Source organism: Streptomyces sp. NPDC051218, from assembly GCF_044455475.1.
GTDB lineage: Bacteria > Actinomycetota > Actinomycetes > Streptomycetales > Streptomycetaceae > Streptomyces.
Window position 1 is genome coordinate 439,427 of record NZ_JBITEU010000005.1, and the last position, 19,196, is coordinate 458,622.

General features: G+C 70.3%; 17 protein-coding genes. 14 read left to right on the forward strand and 3 right to left on the reverse strand.

Translation table 11 applies throughout. The annotated features are described in order from the left end of the window. The first annotated feature begins 38 nt into the window (after positions 1 to 38). The gene (nfi, locus tag ACIBCK_RS18260) at positions 39 to 755 is read left to right on the forward strand and encodes a deoxyribonuclease V (protein ID WP_399391340.1); all 717 of its coding nucleotides are present in this window, start codon (positions 39 to 41) and stop codon (positions 753 to 755) included. Here nfi and ACIBCK_RS18265 read toward each other — a convergent pair. Continuing rightward, positions 752 to 1,969 (reverse strand): saccharopine dehydrogenase family protein, encoded by a 1,218-nt coding sequence (locus ACIBCK_RS18265; protein WP_399391342.1) that lies wholly within the window; start codon positions 1,967 to 1,969, stop codon positions 752 to 754. The two genes, nfi and ACIBCK_RS18265, sit on opposite strands and share 4 nt — an antisense overlap. Positions 1,970 to 2,053: 84 nt before the next feature. Between ACIBCK_RS18265 and ACIBCK_RS18270 the strand changes: the two genes are divergently transcribed. The 6 genes from ACIBCK_RS18270 to ACIBCK_RS18295 all read left to right on the forward strand — a co-directional run bounded on the left by ACIBCK_RS18270 (position 2,054) and on the right by ACIBCK_RS18295 (position 9,610). Next, the gene (locus ACIBCK_RS18270; RefSeq protein WP_399391344.1) at positions 2,054 to 2,440 is read left to right on the forward strand and encodes an MmcQ/YjbR family DNA-binding protein; all 387 of its coding nucleotides are present in this window, start codon (positions 2,054 to 2,056) and stop codon (positions 2,438 to 2,440) included. Positions 2,441 to 2,565: 125 nt separating this feature from the next. Further along, on the forward strand, positions 2,566 to 3,723 hold the full coding sequence (locus ACIBCK_RS18275; RefSeq protein ID WP_399391345.1) for a CaiB/BaiF CoA transferase family protein: 1,158 nt from the start codon (positions 2,566 to 2,568) through the stop codon (positions 3,721 to 3,723). Beyond that, positions 3,723 to 4,748: an LLM class F420-dependent oxidoreductase gene (locus ACIBCK_RS18280; RefSeq protein WP_399391347.1), complete on the forward strand. Its 1,026-nt coding sequence runs from the start codon at positions 3,723 to 3,725 to the stop codon at positions 4,746 to 4,748. Before ACIBCK_RS18275 ends, ACIBCK_RS18280 begins: the two co-directional genes overlap by 1 nt. An 18-nt stretch (positions 4,749 to 4,766) precedes the next feature. Further along, complete coding sequence (locus ACIBCK_RS18285; protein ID WP_399391349.1) at positions 4,767 to 5,909, forward strand: acyl-CoA dehydrogenase family protein; 1,143 nt, start codon at positions 4,767 to 4,769, stop codon at positions 5,907 to 5,909. A gap of 57 nt (positions 5,910 to 5,966) precedes the next feature. After that, complete coding sequence (locus ACIBCK_RS18290; protein WP_399391351.1) at positions 5,967 to 7,187, forward strand: acetyl-CoA C-acetyltransferase; 1,221 nt, start codon at positions 5,967 to 5,969, stop codon at positions 7,185 to 7,187. 251 nt (positions 7,188 to 7,438) lie between these two features. Next, a complete protein-coding gene (locus ACIBCK_RS18295) occupies positions 7,439 to 9,610 on the forward strand; it encodes a 3-hydroxyacyl-CoA dehydrogenase NAD-binding domain-containing protein (RefSeq protein WP_399391352.1) in 2,172 nt (723 codons plus the stop codon). Between the two features lie 21 nt (positions 9,611 to 9,631). On the opposite strand, the gene ACIBCK_RS18300 is transcribed toward ACIBCK_RS18295, so the two are convergent. Then, positions 9,632 to 10,366, reverse strand: coding sequence for a MerR family transcriptional regulator (locus ACIBCK_RS18300; protein WP_399391541.1), 735 nt, complete (start codon positions 10,364 to 10,366; stop codon positions 9,632 to 9,634). Between the two features lie 209 nt (positions 10,367 to 10,575). Here ACIBCK_RS18300 and ACIBCK_RS18305 point away from each other — a divergent pair, with 209 nt between their 5' ends. The 7 genes from ACIBCK_RS18305 (at position 10,576) to ACIBCK_RS18335 (ending at position 17,101) form a co-directional block, all read left to right on the forward strand. Beyond that, the gene (locus tag ACIBCK_RS18305) at positions 10,576 to 12,387 is read left to right on the forward strand and encodes an AMP-dependent synthetase/ligase (protein WP_399391354.1); all 1,812 of its coding nucleotides are present in this window, start codon (positions 10,576 to 10,578) and stop codon (positions 12,385 to 12,387) included. Between the two features lie 182 nt (positions 12,388 to 12,569). After that, positions 12,570 to 14,027 carry an amino acid permease gene (locus ACIBCK_RS18310; protein WP_399391356.1) on the forward strand — a complete coding sequence of 486 codons (1,458 nt, stop codon included), beginning with the start codon at positions 12,570 to 12,572 and terminating at the stop codon, positions 14,025 to 14,027. Positions 14,028 to 14,083: 56 nt separating this feature from the next. Further along, a complete protein-coding gene (locus ACIBCK_RS18315) occupies positions 14,084 to 14,563 on the forward strand; it encodes a macro domain-containing protein (protein WP_399391358.1) in 480 nt (159 codons plus the stop codon). Positions 14,564 to 14,656: 93 nt separating this feature from the next. Continuing rightward, positions 14,657 to 14,911, forward strand: coding sequence for a hypothetical protein (locus ACIBCK_RS18320; RefSeq protein ID WP_399391360.1), 255 nt, complete (start codon positions 14,657 to 14,659; stop codon positions 14,909 to 14,911). Continuing rightward, a complete protein-coding gene (locus ACIBCK_RS18325; protein WP_399391361.1) occupies positions 14,912 to 15,136 on the forward strand; it encodes a hypothetical protein in 225 nt (74 codons plus the stop codon). A 71-nt stretch (positions 15,137 to 15,207) separates the two neighbouring features. Beyond that, positions 15,208 to 15,984 (forward strand): alpha/beta fold hydrolase, encoded by a 777-nt coding sequence (locus ACIBCK_RS18330; protein WP_399391363.1) that lies wholly within the window; start codon positions 15,208 to 15,210, stop codon positions 15,982 to 15,984. 235 nt (positions 15,985 to 16,219) lie between these two features. Further along, on the forward strand, positions 16,220 to 17,101 hold the full coding sequence (locus ACIBCK_RS18335) for an oxygenase MpaB family protein (protein WP_399391365.1): 882 nt from the start codon (positions 16,220 to 16,222) through the stop codon (positions 17,099 to 17,101). A 392-nt stretch (positions 17,102 to 17,493) separates the two neighbouring features. Here the strand turns inward: ACIBCK_RS18335 and ACIBCK_RS18340 are convergent, their stop codons facing one another. Continuing rightward, positions 17,494 to 19,023 carry a M1 family metallopeptidase gene (locus tag ACIBCK_RS18340; RefSeq protein ID WP_399391367.1) on the reverse strand — a complete coding sequence of 510 codons (1,530 nt, stop codon included), beginning with the start codon at positions 19,021 to 19,023 and terminating at the stop codon, positions 17,494 to 17,496. Positions 19,024 to 19,196 lie beyond the last annotated feature (173 nt).

Sequence of the window (19,196 nt, forward strand, 5' to 3'; positions counted from 1 at the left end):
GGGGTGGGGAAGGCCGAAGGCCTAGTCTTGACCGCACCATGACGACCCACGCCGCCGCCCTCGCGCACATCCCGGCCGACTGGCCCGCCGACGAGCCGACCGCCCGCGCGGTCCAGGACGTTCTCCGCGCCCGGGTCGTACTCGACGAAGCGGGCCCCGAGCCGGGCACGGGACATGTCACGGGCGTCGACGTCGCCTACGACGACGAGCGCGACATCGTCGCCGCCGCGGTCGTCGTCCTGGACGCCGCGACGCTCGACGTCGTCGAGGAGGCCACCGCCGTGGGCCGGGTGGCCTTCCCGTACGTGCCGGGCCTGCTCGCCTTCCGCGAGCTCCCCACCGTCCTCGCCGCCCTGGGCGCGCTCGAAGCCGCCCCGGGCCTCGTGGTCTGCGACGGCTACGGCATCGCGCACCCCCGCAGGTTCGGCCTCGCGAGCCATCTCGGTGTCCTCACCGGCCTGCCCACGATCGGCGTGGCCAAGAACCCCTTCACGTTCACGTACGAGGCTCCGGACGCGCCCCGGGGCAGCGCGGCCCCGCTCCTGGACGGCGGCGAGGAGATCGGCCGCGCCCTGCGCACCCGCGAGGACGTCAAGCCGGTCTTCGTCTCCGTCGGCCACCGCGTGAGCCTGGACAACGCCTGCGCCCACACGCTCCGGCTGACGCCGCGCTACCGCCTCCCGGAGTCGACGCGGCGCGCGGACGCCCTGTGCCGCCGGGCCCTGCGCGAGGCGACCGCCCAGGCCCTCCTCTAGCGCGTCGCCGCCACCCGGAAGCTGAGCCCGGCCGCCGTCAGGCGCGCCGTCAGCGCGTCGCCCATCGCCACCGCGGTGGTCACCTGCCCGGCCACGTCCGGCAGGTCGTCGTCGGTGGCCAGGCACAGTGCCGCCTCGGCCAGCATCTTCGCCGTCTCGTCGTACCCCGGGTCGCCGCCCGAGACCTCCGTGAACACCCGCTTGCCGCCGCCCTCGCCGACGAACCGTACGGAGAACCAGCTCTCCGCGCGCCGCTGCTCGCTCGGCCCGTCGCCCGGCTTCAGGCGTGACGACAACCACCGCCGCGCGGGCGGCAGTTGGGCCGCGGCCAGCAGACCGCCGACGGCCGCCGCGCCGCCCAGCGCGAACGGCAGGGTCTTCACGGCCGCGTAGTGCCGGTAGCGGAAGTCGGGCCCGTAGCGTTCCAGCGCCCGCGCCGAGCGCTGCACCACCTGCGGGTCGATCGTCGGCAGCGGCAGGGCCCAGGCGCCGACCTCGCCCGCGTACCGGGGCGCGCTCGGCGGCGCGTACGCCTTGCGGTCCACCAGGCGCGGTTCGTGCCGGCGCCGGTCGCGCGCGGCGGACAGCATCTGCGGGCCGCGTCCCATCTGAGCGAGCGCGGAGGCGAACGTACCCCCGGAGAACGTCGCGTTGGTGCGCACGAAGCCGTCGACGCGCAGCGGCACGCCCGCCGGGAGCTGTCGCACGGTGAAGTGCGCGCCCAGGTCGTGCGGGACCGAGTCGAAGCCGCAGGAGTGCACGAGGCGCGCGCCCGTCTCGCGTGCGCGGGCGTCGTGCCGCACGTACATGAGATCGACGAACTCCGGCTCACCGGTGAGGTCCACGTAGTCCGTGCCCGCCTCGGCGCACGCGGCGACGAGTTCCTGGCCGTACTCGAGATAGGGCCCGACGGTCGTGGCCACCACGCGCGCGTGGCCCGCCATGTCCCGCAGGGACGCCGGATCCGCCACGTCCGCTCGGACGAGGGGGAGTTCCGCGCACGCCGGGTGGGCGTCGGCGAGCCGCTCCCGCAGCCGCTCCAGCTTCCCGGTGTCACGCCCCGCGATCGCCCAGCGCAGCCCTTCGGGGGCATGCGCCGCGAGGTACTCGGCGGTGAGCACGCCGACGAAACCGGTCGCCCCGAAGAGCACGATGTCGTACGCGCGGCCCGCCGCACGCTCCTTGCCGTTGCCGTTGCCGTTCTGACTGGTCATGGCACCTCTCTTCCGTGCACCCCGCGCCGATGTCGGTGGCCGAGGCTAGCGTGAGGGTGTGGAGCGGTTACCAGGAGGTACCCCATGGCTGTCCCGAAGAGTGCCCTGAAGAAGTGGGAGCGGGTGCGCGAGTTCGCGCTCGGCATGCCGAGCGCGACCGAGGACTTCCCGTGGGGCGAGACCGTCGCCAAGGTCAACAAGAAGGTGTTCGTCTTCCTTGGGACGGACGACGGCAGTTACCCCCTCGGTATCACCGTCAAGCTCACGGACGAGGCGGTCCACGCCCATGCCCTGACGGCGCCGGGCGCCGAGCCCGCCGGGTACGGCCTGGGCAAGGCGGGCTGGGTGAGCGTCCCCCTGGAGGGAAAGGGCGCACCGGGCGCAGACCTGCTCTGCGACTGGGTCGAGGAGAGCTACCGCACGATCGCCACGAAAAAGCTCGTCGCGGAACTGGACGCCCGCGCCGGCTGACCGACAGATCCCCGAAATTGCCTAAGCGCTTGCTTGCTAGGGTCTTGTGCGGAGTGGAACACGTTCTTAGCATCACTGGTGTTACATCAGTTGTGTCATAGCTGTGCCATAGCGCTGGGGGCTCAATGGCAGTTCCGGACAAGGGCGTTCACGGACCGCTCGCAGGGGTGCGCGTCGTCGAGCTGGCGGGCATCGGTCCCGGCCCGTTCGCCGCGATGCTCCTCGCCGACCTCGGCGCCGACGTCGTACGCGTCGACCGGCCGGGCGGCGGTGGCCTGGCGATCAATCCCGAGTACGACGTCACCAACCGCAACAAACGCTCCGTGATCGTCGACCTCAAGGCGGCCGACGGAGCCGGCCGCGTCCTCGACCTGGTCGAGCGCGCCGACATCCTCATCGAGGGCTACCGCCCCGGCGTCGCCGAGCGCCTCGGCGTCGGGCCGGGCGACTGTCACGCCCGCAACCCGAAGCTCGTCTACGGCCGGATGACCGGCTGGGGCCAGGAGGGACCGCTCGCCCAGCGCGCCGGGCACGACATCGCGTACATCGCGATCACCGGCACCCTCGGCATGATCGGCAACCCGGGTGAGCCGCCCACCGTCCCCGCGAACCTCGTCGGCGACTACGCGGGCGGCTCGCTCTACCTCGTCGTCGGCATCCTCGCGGCCCTGCACCACGCCCGCGCGACCGGAGCCGGGCAGGTCGTGGACGCCGCGATCGTGGACGGCACGGCGCACCTCACGTCGATGATCCACGGCATGCTCGCGGCCGGCGGCTGGCAGGACCGGCGCGGCGCCAACCTCCTGGACGGCGGCTGCCCGTTCTACGGCAACTACGAGACCGCCGACGGGGGTTACATGGCCGTCGGCGCCCTTGAGCAGCAGTTCTACGACGAGTTCATCGCGCTGCTCGGCCTCGCGGACCAGGCGCCCGCGCGCAAGGACCTCGCACGCTGGGGCGAGCTGCGCGAGGGGGTCGCCGCCCGCTTCAAGGAGCGGACGCGCGAGGAGTGGACCGCCGTCTTCGAAGGCTCCGACGCGTGTGTGGCGCCCGTGCTCTCGCTGTCCGAGGCCCCCGCGCACCCCCACCTCGCCGCCCGCGGCACCTTCGTCGAGCACAGCGGCATCACCCAGCCCGCCCCCGCACCCCGCTTCTCCACGACCCCCACGGACATCCGCAGCGGCCCCGCCCAGCCGGGCGCGAACACCGATGCCGTGGCCCGCGACTGGGACGTACCGGCGCTCGTCCAGCATGGCGACGCCACCACGAAGGAAGACAGCTGATGGAGATCTCCGCACCTCTCGCCTACGCGGGCGACCCGCGGCAGGCCGCCGACGACATCGCGGCCCTGGAGTCCGCCGGTCTGGACGCCGTCTGGGTGGCGGAGGCGTACGGCTTCGACTCGCCCACCATCATGGGCTACCTGGCCGCGCGCACCGAGCGTATGAAGATCGGCGCCGCGATCCTGAACGTCTACTCGCGCACCCCGGCCCTCATCGCCCAGACCGCGGCCGGACTCGACGCGATCTCCGGCGGCCGGGCGATCATGGGGCTCGGCGCCTCGGGCCCGCAGGTCGTCGAGGGCTGGCACGGAAAGCCGTACGACAAGCCGCTCGCCCGTACCCGCGAGGCCATCGAGCTGACCCGCCGCATCCTGCGCCGCGAGGTCATCGACCACCAAGGCATCACGGACATGCCGCTGCCGCCGGAGAAGGGCGGCAAGCTGGGCAAGCCGCTCAAGATCCTCACCAAACCGGTCCGCTCCGAAGTGCCGCTGTACGTCGCCTCCCTGGGCCCCGCCAACGTCCGGATGACCGCCGAGATCGCCGACGGCTGGCTGCCCACCCTCTTCATCCCGGAAAAGGCCCACCAGGTGTGGGGCGCTCCGCTCGCCGAGGGCAAGGAGAAGCGCGATCCGGCGCTCGGACCGTTGCAAACGGTCGCGGGCGGACTGCTCGCCATCGGTGACTACGCGGCGGCCGTACGGGATCTGGCCCGACCCCAGATCGCCCTCTACGTAGGCGGCATGGGCGCCCCGGGGAAGAACTTCTACAACGACCTCGCGGTCGCGTACGGCTACGAGAAGGAAGCGGCGCGCATCCAGGAGCTGTACCTCTCCGGCAAGAAGAAGGAAGCCGAGGCCGCCGTCCCGGACGAGTTCTGCGAACTCATGTCGCTGTGCGGACCCGAGAGCTACGTCCGCGAGCGCGTCGATGCCTTCCGTGAGGCGGGCGTCACCATGCTGAACGTCATCCCCGTCGGCCCCGAGCCGGCCAAGTCGATCGAAACCGTCAAGGGCTGGCTCTAGGGCTGTAGGAGGCCGAACGTGAAGCGACAGATCTTCTCCGCCGAACACGAGGCGTTCCGCGAGACCGTCCGCACCTTCCTGGCCAAGGAGGTACTGCCCCACTACGAGGAGTGGGAGAAGGACGGCATCGTCAGCCGTGACGCCTGGCGTGCGGCGGGCAAGCAGGGGCTGCTCGGGCTCGCCGTGCCCGAGGAGTACGGGGGCGGCGGCAACGCGGACTTCCGCTACAGCGCCGTCCTCGCCGAGGAGTTCACCCGCGCGGGCGCGGCCGGGCTCGCGCTCGGCCTGCACAACGACATCATCGGCCCGTACCTGACCTCCCTGGCCACCGAGGACCAGAAGCGGCGCTGGCTGCCGGGCTTCTGCTCCGGCGAGATCATCACCGCCATCGCGATGACCGAGCCGGGCGCGGGCTCCGACCTCCAGGGCATCCGCACCACGGCCACGGACCAGGGCGACCACTGGCTGCTCAACGGCTCCAAGACGTTCATCTCGAACGGCATCCTCGCCGACCTCGTGGTCGTCGTCGCCAAGACCTCGCCGGAGGGCGGCGCGAAGGGCCTGTCCCTCCTGGTCGTCGAGCGCGGCATGGACGGCTTCGAGCGGGGCCGCAACCTCGACAAGATCGGCCAGAAGTCCCAGGACACCGCCGAGTTGTTCTTCAACGACGTACGCGTCCCCAAGGAGAACCTCCTCGGTGAGCTCGACGGCGCCTTCATCCACCTGATGACGAACCTCGCGCAGGAGCGCATGGGGATCGCCGTCGCGGGGATCGCCGCCGCCGAGAACCTCCTGGAGATCACCACGACGTACGTCAAGGAGCGCGAGGCCTTCGGGCGGCCGCTCTCCAAGCTCCAGCACATCCGCTTCGAGATCGCCGAGATGGCCACCGAGTGCGCGGTCACCCGTACGTTCCTCGACCGGTGCATCGTCGATCACTCGAACGGCGAACTCGACGCCGTGCACGCCTCGATGGCCAAGTGGTGGGCCACCGAGCTGCAAAAACGCGTTGCCGACCGCTGCCTGCAACTGCACGGCGGATACGGCTACATGACCGAGTACCGCGTCGCCAAGGCCTTCACCGACGGCCGCATCCAGACGATCTACGGAGGTACGACCGAGATCATGAAGGAGATCATCGGCCGCTCCCTGCTCGCCTGAGTCCGACCGACCCTCATCTTCGAAATCTGCAAAGTTCTTATGCGAAAGGCTGCTGTCTTGACCACCGAAGCGTACGTATACGACGCGATCCGCACCCCGCGCGGACGCGGCAAGGCCAATGGCGCCCTGCACGGCACCAAGCCGATCGACCTCGTCGTCGGCCTGATCCACGAGATCCGAGCGCGGTTCCCCGACCTGGACCCGGCGGCCGTCGACGACATCGTCCTCGGCGTCGTGGGCCCCGTCGGCGACCAGGGCTCCGACATCGCGCGCATCGCGGCCATCGCCGCCGGTCTTCCCGACACCGTCGCGGGCGTGCAGGAGAACCGCTTCTGCGCCTCGGGTCTGGAAGCCGTCAACATGGCCGCGATGAAGGTGCGTTCGGGATGGGAGGACCTCGTCCTCGCGGGTGGCGTCGAGTCGATGTCACGCGTGCCGATGGCCTCGGACGGCGGCGCCTGGTTCGCCGACCCGATGACCAACTACGAGACAGGCTTCGTGCCGCAGGGCATCGGCGCAGACCTGATCGCCACGGTGGAGGGCTACTCGCGGCGTGACGTCGACGAGTACGCCGCCCTGTCCCAGGAGCGCGCCGCGGCCGCCTGGAAGGACAACCGCTTCGAGAAGTCCGTCGTGCCGGTGAAGGACCGCAGCGGACTGGTCGTCCTGGACCACGACGAGTACATGCGCCCCGGCACCACCGCCGACTCGCTCGCCAAGCTGAAGCCGTCCTTCAAGGACATCGGCGACCTCGGCGGCTTCGACGCCGTCGCGCTGCAGAAGTACCACTGGGTCGAGAAGATCGACCACGTCCACCACGCGGGCAACTCCTCCGGCATCGTGGACGGCGCCGCGCTGGTGGCCATCGGCACGAAGGAGGTCGGCGAGCGGTACGGCCTGGCGCCGCGCGCCCGGATCGTCTCCGCGGCCGTCTCCGGCTCCGAGCCGACCATCATGCTCACCGGTCCCGCCCCGGCCGCGCGCAAGGCGCTCGCCAAGGCGGGTCTGACCATCGACGACATCGACCTCGTCGAGATCAACGAGGCCTTCGCGGCGGTCGTGCTGCGCTTCGTCAAGGACATGGGCCTGTCCCTGGACAAGGTCAACGTCAACGGCGGCGCGATTGCGTTGGGCCATCCCTTGGGCGCGACCGGGGCGATGATCCTGGGCACGCTGGTGGACGAGCTGGAGCGGAGGGACCTGCGGTACGGCTTGGCCACCCTGTGCGTGGGCGGCGGGATGGGTATCGCCACGATCGTGGAGCGGATCCCCGGCTGAGCGCCGCGGGGGCTGTTGTCCGTCGCCGACCGCAGGTGCGTCGTGGTTGCTCGCGCAGTTCCCCGCGCCCCTGAAGGCATGCGGCTCCGCCGCAGCCTTCCCCGGTACGCGTCCCTGAGATGGCGCACGCAGTGCGCATCTCAGGGACGCGGGGAACTGCGCGACCAGCCCCCACCGGCCTCACGCCGGCAACGAGACAGCACCGCCCTCCCCAGTAGCCGCTCATCACAGACTTCACGGAGACGAAGACCATGACCGAAAGCACCACGATCCGCTGGGACATGGACGCCACCGGCATCCTCACCCTCGTCCTCGACGACCCCAACCAGTCCGCCAACACCATGAACCAGGGGTTCAAGGACTCCATCGCGGCGATCGCCGAGCGCGCGGAGGCCGAGAAGGACTCCATCCGCGGCATCATCTACACCTCCGCCAAGAAGACCTTCTTCGCGGGCGGTGACCTGAAGGACATGATGAAGGCGGGGCCCGAGAACGCGCGCGACGCGTTCGAGGCGGGCGTCGCCATCAAGAGCTCCCTGCGCCGCATCGAGACCCTGGGCAAGCCGGTCGTCGCCGCGATCAACGGCGCGGCCCTGGGCGGCGGTTACGAGATCGCCCTGGCCAGCCACCACCGCGTCGCGCTGGACGCGCCCGGCTCCAAGATCGGCCTGCCCGAGGTCACTCTCGGCCTGCTCCCGGCGGGCGGCGGCGTGACCCGCACCGTGCGCCTGATGGGCATCGCGGACGCGCTGCTCAAGGTGCTGCTCCAGGGCACCCAGTACAACCCGAAGCGCGCCCTGGAGAACGGCCTGATCCATGAAGTGGCCGCCACTCGCGAGGAGATGACCGAGAAGGCTCGCGCCTTCATCGACGCCAACCCCGAGTCGGCTCAGCCCTGGGACAAGCCCGGCTACCGCATCCCCGGCGGTACCCCGGCCAACCCGAAGTTCGCGGCGAACCTGCCCGCCTTCCCGGCCAACCTCAAGAAGCAGATCAACGGCGCCCCCTACCCGGCCCCGCGCAACATCCTCGCCGCCGCCGTCGAGGGCTCGCAGGTCGACTTCGAGACGGCACTGACCATCGAGGCGCGGTACTTCACCGAGCTGGTCACCGGGCAGACCGCCAAGAACATGATCCAGGCGTTCTTCTTCGATCTCCAGGCCGTCAACTCCGGCGCCAACCGCCCCAAGGGCATCGAGCCGCGCCAGGTCCGCAAGGCCGCCGTGCTCGGCGCCGGGATGATGGGCGCGGGCATCGCCTACTCGTGTGCTCGCGCGGGCATCGAGGTCGTCCTGAAGGACGTCTCCGCCGAGGCCGCCGCCAAGGGCAAGGCCTACTCCGAGAAGCTGTGCGCCAAGGCGGTGCAGCGCGGTCGTACGACCCAGGAGAAGGCCGACGCGCTGCTCGCCCGCATCACGCCGACCGCCGACCCGCAGGACCTCGCGGGCTGCGACGCCGTGATCGAGGCGGTCTTCGAGGACACCGCGCTCAAGCACAAGGTCTTCCAGGAGATCCAGGACGTCATCGAGCCGGACGCGCTGCTCTGCTCCAACACCTCGACGCTGCCGATCACCCAGCTCGCCGAGGGCGTCACGCGGCCCGTCGACTTCATCGGCCTGCACTTCTTCTCGCCGGTCGACAAGATGCCGCTCGTCGAGATCATCAAGGGCGAGCGGACCGGGGACGAGGCGCTCGCGCGCGCCTTCGACCTCGTACGCCAGATCAACAAGACGCCGATCGTCGTCAACGACTCGCGCGGCTTCTTCACCTCGCGCGTGATCGGGCACTTCATCAACGAAGGCGTCGCGATGGTCGGCGAGGGCATCGAGCCCGCGTCGATCGAGCAGGCGGCGGCCCAGGCGGGCTACCCGGCGAAGGTCCTCTCCCTGATGGACGAGCTGACCCTCACCCTGCCGCGCAAGATTCGCAACGAGACCAAGCGCGCCGTCGAGGAGGCCGGCGGCACCTGGGCCGGGCACCCCTCGGACTCCGTCATCGACCGCATGGTCGACGAGTTCGAGCGTCCCGGCAGGAGCGGGGGAGCGGGCTTCTACGACTACGTGGACGGCAAGCGCGCCGGGCTCTGGCCGGGCCTGCGCGAGCACTTCACCAAGCCGGGCACACAGATCCCGTTCGAGGACATGCAGGAGCGGATGCTCTTCTCCGAGTCGCTCGACACCGTGCGCCTGGTGGAGGAGGGCGTCCTGACGTCCGTAGCCGACGCCAACATCGGCTCCATCTTCGGCATCGGCTTCCCCGGCTGGACGGGCGGTGTGCTCCAGTACATCAACGGCTACGAGGGCGGCCTGCCCGGATTCGTGGCACGCGCGCGTGAGCTGGCCGACCGCTACGGGGAGCGGTTCACGCCGCCCGCGCTGCTCGTCGAGAAGGCGGACAAGGGCGAGAAGTTCAGCGACGCCTGACAGCAGGAGGGCGGGAGTGGCTCAGCCTTCGTCGAGCCACTCCCGCAGCTCCTCCTTGAGGGAGCGCTGGAACGCCGTCACCAGGGCCTGCACCACCATCGGCTGCATATGGGCCGACAGGGAGCGCATCGCCGCCACGTGTTCCGGATCCGATTCCCGGTCCCGGTAGGGCCCCCACACCTCGTCGCGGAAGAGCCGCGAGAGCTCGACGGCGGCCGAGCGGGTGTGCTCCATCAGGACCGTGCGCGCCGCCAGGATCGTCTCGTGCGCGATGGGTACGTCGAGCAGTTCCACGCCCAGGCGCAGCAGCCCCGGGTCGACGCGGTACGACCCCTGGGGCTCCGTCGGCGCGACGACGCCCATCGCCGAGAGCCGGTCCAGGTCGGCGGGGGTCAGCGAACGGCCCGCCCTGCGTTCGAGCTCCGCGTGGTCGGTGTCCTCGGCCGAGTCGGGGGCCCAGGAGGCCACCACCGCGCGGTGGATGGCGAGGTCGTGGGCGCTCAGGTCGGGCGGCAGCTGTTCCAGGTACCGCTCGATCGCGGCCAGCGTCATGCCCTGGTGCTGCAACTCCTCGATGAGCCCGAGCCGGGACAGATGCTCCTGGCCGTAGTGGCCGACCCGGCGCGGGCCGATCACCGGTGGCGGCAGCAGGCCCTTGGTGCTGTAGAAGCGGATCGTGCGGACGGTGACGCCCGCGCGCGCGGCCAGTTCGTCGACCGTGAGCGTCGGCTCGTCCGTGTCCGACGTCGTCGTCATCGTCATGGCAGCGCTTCGCCTCCCCAGTTGTGCACCGACAGTCGTGCACCGGCAGTTGTGTACCGGTAGTTGAGCACCAGTAGTGCAGCACCCCCGGCAGCCCACCGTCAGTTGTGCACCGATCAGGTGCAACAGTATTGCTGTCTCACCACTGTTGTGAAAGCGTCCGGGCCAGTCACTTGCTTCGTCGATGACGCCAGGAGGCGGTCATGACCACGATCCTGCGACTCCCCGGGGAACCCGCCGACATCACCCTCCCCGCCCTGCTGCTCCGCAACGCCGAGGACCACGGCGACCGCCCCGCACTCTCCTGGCGCGCCACCCCCGAAGGGGAATGGTCGACACTGACCTGGCGCGAAGCTCGCCGCAAGGTCGCCGTCCTCGCCGCCGGGTACACGGCGCTCGGCGTACGGCGCGGTGAGCACGTCCTGATGATGATGGGCAACCGCCCCGAACACTGGCTGAGCGACCTCGCCCTGGTGCACATCGGCGCCATTCCCGTCACCGTGTACGGCACGTCGGCCCCCGAGCAGATCGCGCACATCGCCCGGCACAGCCGCGCCCGGTTCGCGATCGTCGAGGGCGCCCGCGAGCTGGAACGCTGGGAGCCGCTCCTGACGGACCCCGACGCGCCGATCGAGCGCCTGGTGGTCGTCGAGGCGGCGGATGCGGGCGCCCACCGTACGTACGGCTCCCTGCACGCCACCGGCGGCCGGCTGTTCGACCCTGATGCCTTCGAGAAGGGCTGGCGCGAGTCACGGGCCGACGATCCGCTCACCGTCGTCTACACCTCGGGCACCACCGGCGACCCGAAGGGCGTGCGCATCACGCACCGCAACGTCGTCCTCAACGGCGTCGCCCTGGACGCCGTCGTCGAGCTCCCCGACTTCGTGGAGCACATCAGCTATCTCCCCTTCGCGCACGTCGCCGAGCGCATGCTGGGCATCTACCTGCCCGTGTTCCGCGCCTCACACGTACACCTGTGTGCCGATCCGACCGCCGTCGCCGCGACCGCGCGCGAGCTGCGTCCCGCACAGTTCTTCGGGGTCCCGCGCGTGTGGGAGAAGCTGGCCGCGTCCGTGAAGGCCGTGCTCGCCGGGCTGCCGGAGGAGCAGCGGGCGTCGATCGAGGCGGCGAACGAGACGACACGCGCGCGCGTGGAGTACGTCGAGCGCGGCGAGAGCCCGCCGGCCGACGTGGAGACGGCGTACCGCGAGGCCAAGGAGAAGATCCTCGGCCCGCTGCTCTCCCTGGCCGGATTCGACCGCCTGGTGTGGACCGCGAGCGCGGCGGCTTCGATGCCCCTGGACGTCGTGCGCTTCTGGGCGGGCTTCGACATCGTGATCATGGACGCGTGGGGGCTCACGGAGACGACGGGTGTCGTCACGATCAACACCCCGGCCGACTTCCGGCTCGGCTCGGTGGGCAAGCCCCTGGACGGCCTGGAGATCCGCACCACCGACGACGGCGAGATCCTGGTGCGCGGCGCGACCGTCTTCGACGGCTATCTCCTGCCGGACGGCGGCGTCGAGTCGGCCTGCGACGCGGACGGCTGGTTCGCCACCGGTGACGTCGGGCGCATCGACGAGGACGGCTTCCTCTGGCTCACCGACCGCAAGAAGGAACTGATCGTGACGTCGACGGGCAAGAACGTCTCGCCCGCGCTCGTCGAGAACACCCTCAAGGAGCACCCCCTCATCGGCCAGGCCCTGGTCCACGGCGACGGCCGCTCCTACCTGGTGGCGCTGCTCGTCCTGGACGCCGAGATGGCCCCCGTATGGGCCGCAGCCCGGGGGATCACGGGAGACCTGATGGCGAGCGAGGCCGTACAGGAGGAAGTCGCGCGGGCCGTCGACGCCGCCAACGCACGCCTCAACCGCACCGAGCAGGTCAAGCGCTACCGGCTCCTGGGGGAGGAGTGGGGCCCCGACACGGGGGAGCTGACGCCATCCCTGAAGCTGCGCCGCAGGGTCATCAAGGAGAAGTACGGGGACGCCATCAACAGCCTGTACACCCAGTGATCAACAGCTGTACACCCCCCGCTCACCATGTGAGAAGTCCCGCTATGTGACGTGTGCCACCGCATGTCGGGGGATCTCTGGGGGAAGGTGTCGCGTCGGTCCACGTACACGTCAGGGGTGCCGTGGGCCGGAGCACATCCGGACACCGGAGTTTTCCGGGCACCAGAGAGTAGACCCCCCACGTGAGCAAGGAAGCCGTAGACACGGCCGCTGCGGACGCATCCCGCACAGATGCGTCCCAGGCCCCCGCGGACGCGGGCGACGCCGGTTACAGCAAGGACCTCAAGGCCCGTCACGTCAACATGATCGCGATCGGTGGCGCGATCGGAACTGGACTCTTTCTCGGTGCGGGCGGCCGCCTGCACTCCGCGGGCCCCGCGCTCGCCGTCGCGTACCTCGTGTGCGGCATCTTCGCCTTCTTCGTCGTGCGCGCCCTCGGCGAGATGGTCATCTACCGGCCCTCGTCGGGTTCGTTCGTCAGTTACGCGCGTGAGTTCCTCGGCGAGAAGGGCGCCTACGTCGCAGGCTGGATGTACTTCGTCAACTGGTCGACCACCGGCATCGCCGACATCACCGCCATCGCGCTCTACACGCACTACTGGAGCTTCTTCACCGACATCCCCCAGTGGGTGCTCGCGCTGATCGCCCTCGCCGTCGTCCTCGTGATCAACATGATCTCGGTGAAGTACTTCGGCGAGATGGAGTTCTGGTTCGCGATCGTCAAGGTCGCGGCCCTGGTCGCCTTCATGCTGATCGGCATCTTCCTGCTGGTCACCCAGCAGGACGTGGGCGGCCAGACGCCGGGTCTGAGCGTGATCACCGACAACGGCGGGTTCCTGCCGAACGGCATCATGCCGGTCGTGATCGTCATGCAGGGCGTCGTCTTCGCGTACGCGTCGCTCGAGCTGGTCGGTGTCGCGGCGGGCGAGACCGCCGAGCCGCACAAGGTCGTCCCGCGCGCGGTGAACTCGATCATGTGGCGCGTGGGCCTCTTCTACGTCGGCTCGGTCGTCCTGCTCGCGCTGCTGCTCCCGGGGTCGGTGTACTCGGCCGACCAGAGCCCGTTCGTGACGGTCCTCTCCAAGATCGGCGTCCCCGCGGCCGGTGACGTGATGAACCTGGTCGTCCTCACGGCGGCGTTGTCGTCGCTGAACTCGGGCCTGTACTCCACGGGCCGCATCCTGCGCTCGATGGCGATGGCGGGTTCGGCGCCGAAGTTCACGGCGCGGATGAACAAGAGCCAGGTTCCCTACGGCGGCATCCTGCTCACCTCCGCGGTGTGTGTGCTCGGCGTCGGCCTGAACTTCCTCATGCCGAGCCAGGCCTTCGAGATCGTCCTGAACGTGGCGTCCCTCGGCATCATCAGCACGTGGGTGATCATCATGATCTGCCACCTGGCGTTCGTGCGCCGCGCCAAGGAGGGCTTGATCACCAGGCCCGGCTTCCGGCTCCCCTGGAGCCCGGTCACGGAGATCGTCACGATCGTCTTCCTGCTCTCCGTGCTCGTCCTGATGTGGAAGGACCCGGAGATCGGCCGCAAGACGCTCTACCTCATCCCGATCATCGCGGCGGCGCTGGTCGCCGGCTGGTACGGGATCCGCCGCCGGGTGGACCGCGAGGCGGCGAGCCTCACCAAGTAGCCGCACGGAGCAGCAGGTCAACGGCGACTGTCAGTGGCGGCGCCTACGGTGGCGTCATGTCGGAGATCACATATGTCCGAGGTGACGCCACCGCGCCGTTGGGCAAGGGCGTCAAGCTGATCGCCCACGTCTGCAACGACCTCGGGGGCTGGGGCAAGGGCTTCGTCGTCGCGCTCTCGCGCCGCTGGCCCGAGCCGGAGGCGGCGTACCGCCGGTGGCACCGCGAGCGCGCCAAGAACGACTTCGGCCTGGGCGCCGTCCAGTTCGTCGAGGTCAGCCCCTACATCTGGGTGGCCAACATGATCGGCCAGCACGGCATGCGCACCGGCTCCAAGGGCGTCCCCGTGCGGTACGAGGCGATCGACACCGCCCTGGACGCACTCGCCGACAAGGCGGCCGAACTGGACGCCTCCGTGCACATGCCCCGCATCGGCTGCGGGCTCGCGGGCGGCAAGTGGTCGCGCGTCGAGCCGCTGATAACCCGGCGTCTGGTGGAGCGGGGCATCGGAGTGACGGTGTACGACTTCGGGGACTGAGCCCACGTCCGGGCAGCGGGCGAGTGGCGAGCATCACTCAACTGCCGTACAGGTGTGCGTTGTTGTGCACGCATGAGCGGGTAGATCGGCGGCATGCAGCTCATTCCCATGCCGCTAGGGCCGATCAACCCGGACGTCGAGAGCATCGCCGTTGGAGCCGTGCTGTTCGGCTCCCTCTACTTCTTCGTCCGGCGCATGATCCTCCGCGTCAACCGCGTACTCCAAGAGCGCGCCGCGATCCTGGAGGGGGCGACCGGCGGCCCGGCGGCGGAGCTGCGCCGCGAGGCCGAGCGGATACGGTCCGAGCGTGAGGCGATGCTGGCTCAGGCCCGTCGCGAGGCCGCATAGGTGCGGCAGCGGGCCCGGGAGGACGGCGCAGCCCTGATCGCCGCCGCCCGCGAGGACGGCCTGCGCGAACGGGACCAGGTGCTCACCGCGGGCCAGGCCGCGATCGCGACGGAACGTGCGTCGACGGAAGGGGAGCTGCGGACTCAGATCCCCGAGCTGGCGTCGTCCCTCGCGAGCAGGATCGTGGGAGAGCCACTCCCGACGGCGACGACTTCGGCCCGCTAGAGAGGCGGCGGGCGCGGAGGCAGGCCGAGTTCCGTCTGGTGCTCGGGCCGCCTCCACGGCACGCTCGCACCATGGAACTCATGGTGCCGGTCAAGGACGGCGAAGTCTGGGCAGAGGACTCCGGCGGCGAGGGGCTGCCGCTGGTCCTGCTGCACCCGGGCGTCGCGGACTCCCGCGTCTGGGACGGGATCCTGCCGCGCCTGGCGGATGGGCGCAGGGTCATCCGCTACGACGCGCGGGGGTACGGCAGGTCTCCCGACCCCACCGCGTCGTTCTCGCTGGTCGAGGACCTGAGCGCGGTCCTCGACCACTTCGGCGTCGAGCGGGCGTTCCTCGCGGGATCGAGCATGGGCGGCGGCACGGCCATCGGTCTCGCCCTGAGCGACCCCGGCAGGGTCGCGGGGCTCGCTCTGCTGGTCCCGGGGATCACCGGTAATCCGGACTTCGCCATGGCGGAGTTCACCGCCGAGGTGGGCCGCCTGGCGGAGGCGGGGGACATGGAAGGCATCGTGGCCCTGGTGAAACGGACGTCGGCCGCGGCGGGGTCAGGGAGCGACCCCGAGGCGGACAAGCTCATCCGGGCGGTGATCCCGGCCTGGTTCGCCGTCCACCCCCACCACGTACCCGACCCGCCGGCCTTCGACCGGCTCGGCGAACTCGACGTGCCGTGCGTACTCGCCCTGGGGGAGCGCGACGACCCCGAGGTGGTCCGCTGCAACGAACAGATGGCGGCCCGCATCCCGGCCTGCCGACTCGTAAGGCTGCGGGACAGCGACCACTTCCCGAGCTTGCGCGAGGCGGCAGCGGTAACGGGCCTGGTCCTGGAGGCATACGCCACGGCGCGATAGGCCGCCGCCGCTCGCGGCCCGGCTACAGCTCCAGGAGCGGCCCGCAGATGTTGACCTGGGCGTCGCGCCAGGAGGCGGCCCTGCGCCGGGTCGCACGGCTCGTTCGGGGGCGTGATGGCGTTCGTAGTGGCGTTGGTGCCGCCACCCCGCAGGTCGCCGTGACCTCGACAGTCGCATACTGGAAAACACACATACCGGGCACCGACCGGCGGGCCCGCCGACCTGTGAGCATGTGATGTCAAACCGCCGCCAGGCTCCCGAGCCGCCCCCGCCCGGCGGGATCCTGTGGGACATCGCGGGCGACGTCCGCGCCCTGCTCGCCCTGCCCGCCGCGCTGACGATGCAGGTCGCACACCCCGCGGTGGGCGCCGGCGTCGACCTGTACTCCGTCTTCCGCACCGACCCCTGGGGGCGCGGCGAGCGGTCGCTGCGGTCGCTGCAGACCTGGGTCTACGGAGGCGAGAGCGCGGCCGATGAGGGGCGCAGGCTGCGCGCATTGCACAAGCGGATACGGGGCACGGACGCGCACGGCCGCGACTACCACGCGCTCACGCCCGCCTACTACGCGTGGGTCCACGCCACGGGCTTCCCCGTCTACCGGCACGCCCAGAAGTACCTGGGCCGCCCCTTCACCGAGGCGCAGGAGCGGCAGCTGTACGCGGAGTGGCTCCAGGTCGGCCGCATCCTCGGCATCCATGACCGGGACATGCCGCAAACGGTCGAGGAGTTCTGGCCGTACTACGCGAAGGTCCTCGCCGATGAGCTGGAGGAGACCGAGGTGGTCCGCGACCTCGTCGCCACGGACCGTCCGCTCCCGCCGCCGGATCGCGGCCCCTACCCGGTGCGGGTGGCGCTGCGCGCGCTCTGGCCGCTGCTCCTGCCGCTCCTGGCCCGCTTCCGCCGCTTCCTCACGATCGGCCTGATGCCGCCGGACGCGCGGTCGGCCATAGGCCTGCCGTGGACCGCCGTCCAGGAACGGCGGCTGTGTCGCTTCGGCCGAGTGGTGCGAATGGTGGTCCCACGGCTACCGGAACGCCTGCGGTACCTCCCCCAGGCCCGCAGAGCCCGCTCCCACCACGTTCCCCCGGCCCCCGCTTTGCCGCTCCACCGGGGCTGATGTCCCCCGCCTCACCGGCTCCGCCGAGCCGCACCTCAACCGGGGCTGGTCCCCCCCCGCATCACCGGCTCCGCCGAGTTCGTCCTCAAACGCCGGACGGGCTGATTCCCCCGCCCACCCGCCTCATCCAGTCCCGCCGATTCCCGCACCCGCCCGCCTCATCAGTCACGCCGACTCCCGCACCCACCCGCTTCACCAGGCGTGCCGCGCCCACCCGCCTCATCAGCCACGCCGACTCCCGCGCCCACCCGCCTCATCAGTCCCGCCGACTCCCGCAACCACCCCGTCCGACGCGCGGAACCCACCCCACCCACCCGCCCTTCCCAGCAGCTCGCCGCCGGGTGATCGGGTGGGTGGGTGGGAGACATCCGCCGCGAAGCGGCGGTTCAGGATCAGTGACCGCTACCGCTACCGCTACCGCGACCGTGCCCGTGCCCGTGCACACCATTCGTCGCAGCAATCGACTTCCACGACTTCGGCGCGGCAGCCGGAGCCGCCGAGGACCGAGCGATCCCCGCGCCCCGCGCAGCGGGAGCATCCGGGCGCGACGGCTGGAACAGCCACGCGTCGAAGAGCGAGGCCAACGGCTTGCCGGAGACCTTCTCCGCGTACTTCACGAAGTCACCCACCTTCGCGTTCCCGTACGCGTGCTCCTTCGGCCACCCCTTCAAAATCGCCGAGAAGGACTTCTCGCCGATCTCGTTGCGCAGCGCCTGCAGGGCCAGCGCCCCACGGTCGTACACAGCGATGTCGAACTGGTTCTCCGGACCCGGATCACCCGGCTTGACCTTCCAGAACGGGTCATCGGCGGGGTGCTGGGCGTACACGTAGTCCGCGAGCTCCTGAGCCGTGCCCTCACCCTCCTTCTCCGACCACAGCCACTGGCTGTACCGCGCGAAGCCCTCGTTGATCCAGATGTCCTTCCAGCCGTCGACGGACACGCTGTCGCCGTACCACTGGTGGGCCAGCTCATGGACCACGACGGACACGTTCGACCCGCCCGCGAACTGCTTCGGGCTGTAGAACGGCCGCGTCTGCGTCTCCAGGGCGAAGCCGCTCGTCACGTTCGGGACGTATCCGCCGAGCGCGTTGAAGGGGTACTTGCCGAAGACCCCCTCCAGCCACTCCGCGACCTCCACCGACCGCTCGATGCTCGCCCGCGCGGCCCCCGCATTGTCGCCGAGGTCCTTGCTGTAGGCGTTCAGGACGGGCAGGCCGTCCGAGGTCTTGTCCGTCGTGATGTCGAACTTGCCGACGGCGAGCGTCGTCAGATAGCTGGCCTGCGGCTTGTTCGAGCGCCAGTTGAAGCGCGTCCAGCCGAGCTTCGAACTCTGCGACTGCAGCACGCCGTTGGAGATGGCCTGCGAGCCGTCCGGCACGGAGACCGAGACGTCGTACGTCGCCTTGTCGAGCGGGTGGTCGTTCGAGGGGTACCACCAGGCGGCCGACTCCGGCTCCTGCGCCGCCACGCCACCGTCCGGCGTACGCGCCCACGCCGTGAAGCCGTTGATCTTCACCTGGGACGGCTTGCCCGCGTAACGGACGACGACGGTGATCGGCGTGCCCTTGGGCAGGCCGGCCGCCGGAGTGATCTCCAGCTCCTGCTCGCCGGACTTCTTGAAGGCGGCCTTCTTGCCGTTGACGCGCACCTCGCTGACCTTGAGACCGAGGTCGAGGTTGAAGCGGGAGAGGTCCTGCGTCGTGGTGGCGTTGATGGTCGCCGTGCCTTCGAGCAGGTCGGTCTTCGGCTGGTACTTCAGCCGCAGGTCGTAGTGCGAGACGTCGTAGCCGCCGTTGCCGCTCGCCGGGTAGTAGGGATCGCCGATACCCGGGGCCCCGGGCGTGAAGTCAGCGGCCGATGCCGGGATCGCCAGCAGGAGAGAGGCCGCGAGCGCGCCCGGCGCGATGAGTCTGCGGTGCACAAGAGCTCCAAGTCGTACAAGTCGTAGGGCCACTTCAGTAGATGCATCCGTAGACGCGTCCGAAGATGCGTCCGACCTTATTGAGCCCCGCGGCCACGCGTCATGTCCATGGTCGCTGCTGTCACACGATCGCCATTCGGCCGACATGTGCCAAAACGCCCCATGAGGCTGTC

Excerpts from the sequence above, each read along its gene's own strand:
- ACIBCK_RS18295 (WP_399391352.1), top strand. The coding sequence starts at position 7,439 with ATGACCGAAAGCACCACGATCCGCTGGGACATGGACGCCACCGGCATC.
- ACIBCK_RS18315 (WP_399391358.1), top strand. The coding sequence starts at position 14,084 with ATGTCGGAGATCACATATGTCCGAGGTGACGCCACCGCGCCGTTGGGC.
- ACIBCK_RS18320 (WP_399391360.1), top strand. The coding sequence starts at position 14,657 with ATGCAGCTCATTCCCATGCCGCTAGGGCCGATCAACCCGGACGTCGAG.
- ACIBCK_RS18305 (WP_399391354.1), top strand. The coding sequence starts at position 10,576 with ATGACCACGATCCTGCGACTCCCCGGGGAACCCGCCGACATCACCCTC.
- nfi (WP_399391340.1), top strand. The coding sequence starts at position 39 with ATGACGACCCACGCCGCCGCCCTCGCGCACATCCCGGCCGACTGGCCC.
- ACIBCK_RS18265 (WP_399391342.1), bottom strand. The coding sequence starts at position 1,969 with ATGACCAGTCAGAACGGCAACGGCAACGGCAAGGAGCGTGCGGCGGGC.
- ACIBCK_RS18270 (WP_399391344.1), top strand. The coding sequence starts at position 2,054 with ATGGCTGTCCCGAAGAGTGCCCTGAAGAAGTGGGAGCGGGTGCGCGAG.
- ACIBCK_RS18330 (WP_399391363.1), top strand. The coding sequence starts at position 15,208 with ATGGAACTCATGGTGCCGGTCAAGGACGGCGAAGTCTGGGCAGAGGAC.
- ACIBCK_RS18275 (WP_399391345.1), top strand. The coding sequence starts at position 2,566 with ATGGCAGTTCCGGACAAGGGCGTTCACGGACCGCTCGCAGGGGTGCGC.
- ACIBCK_RS18300 (WP_399391541.1), bottom strand. The coding sequence starts at position 10,366 with ATGACGACGACGTCGGACACGGACGAGCCGACGCTCACGGTCGACGAA.
- ACIBCK_RS18280 (WP_399391347.1), top strand. The coding sequence starts at position 3,723 with ATGGAGATCTCCGCACCTCTCGCCTACGCGGGCGACCCGCGGCAGGCC.
- ACIBCK_RS18335 (WP_399391365.1), top strand. The coding sequence starts at position 16,220 with ATGTCAAACCGCCGCCAGGCTCCCGAGCCGCCCCCGCCCGGCGGGATC.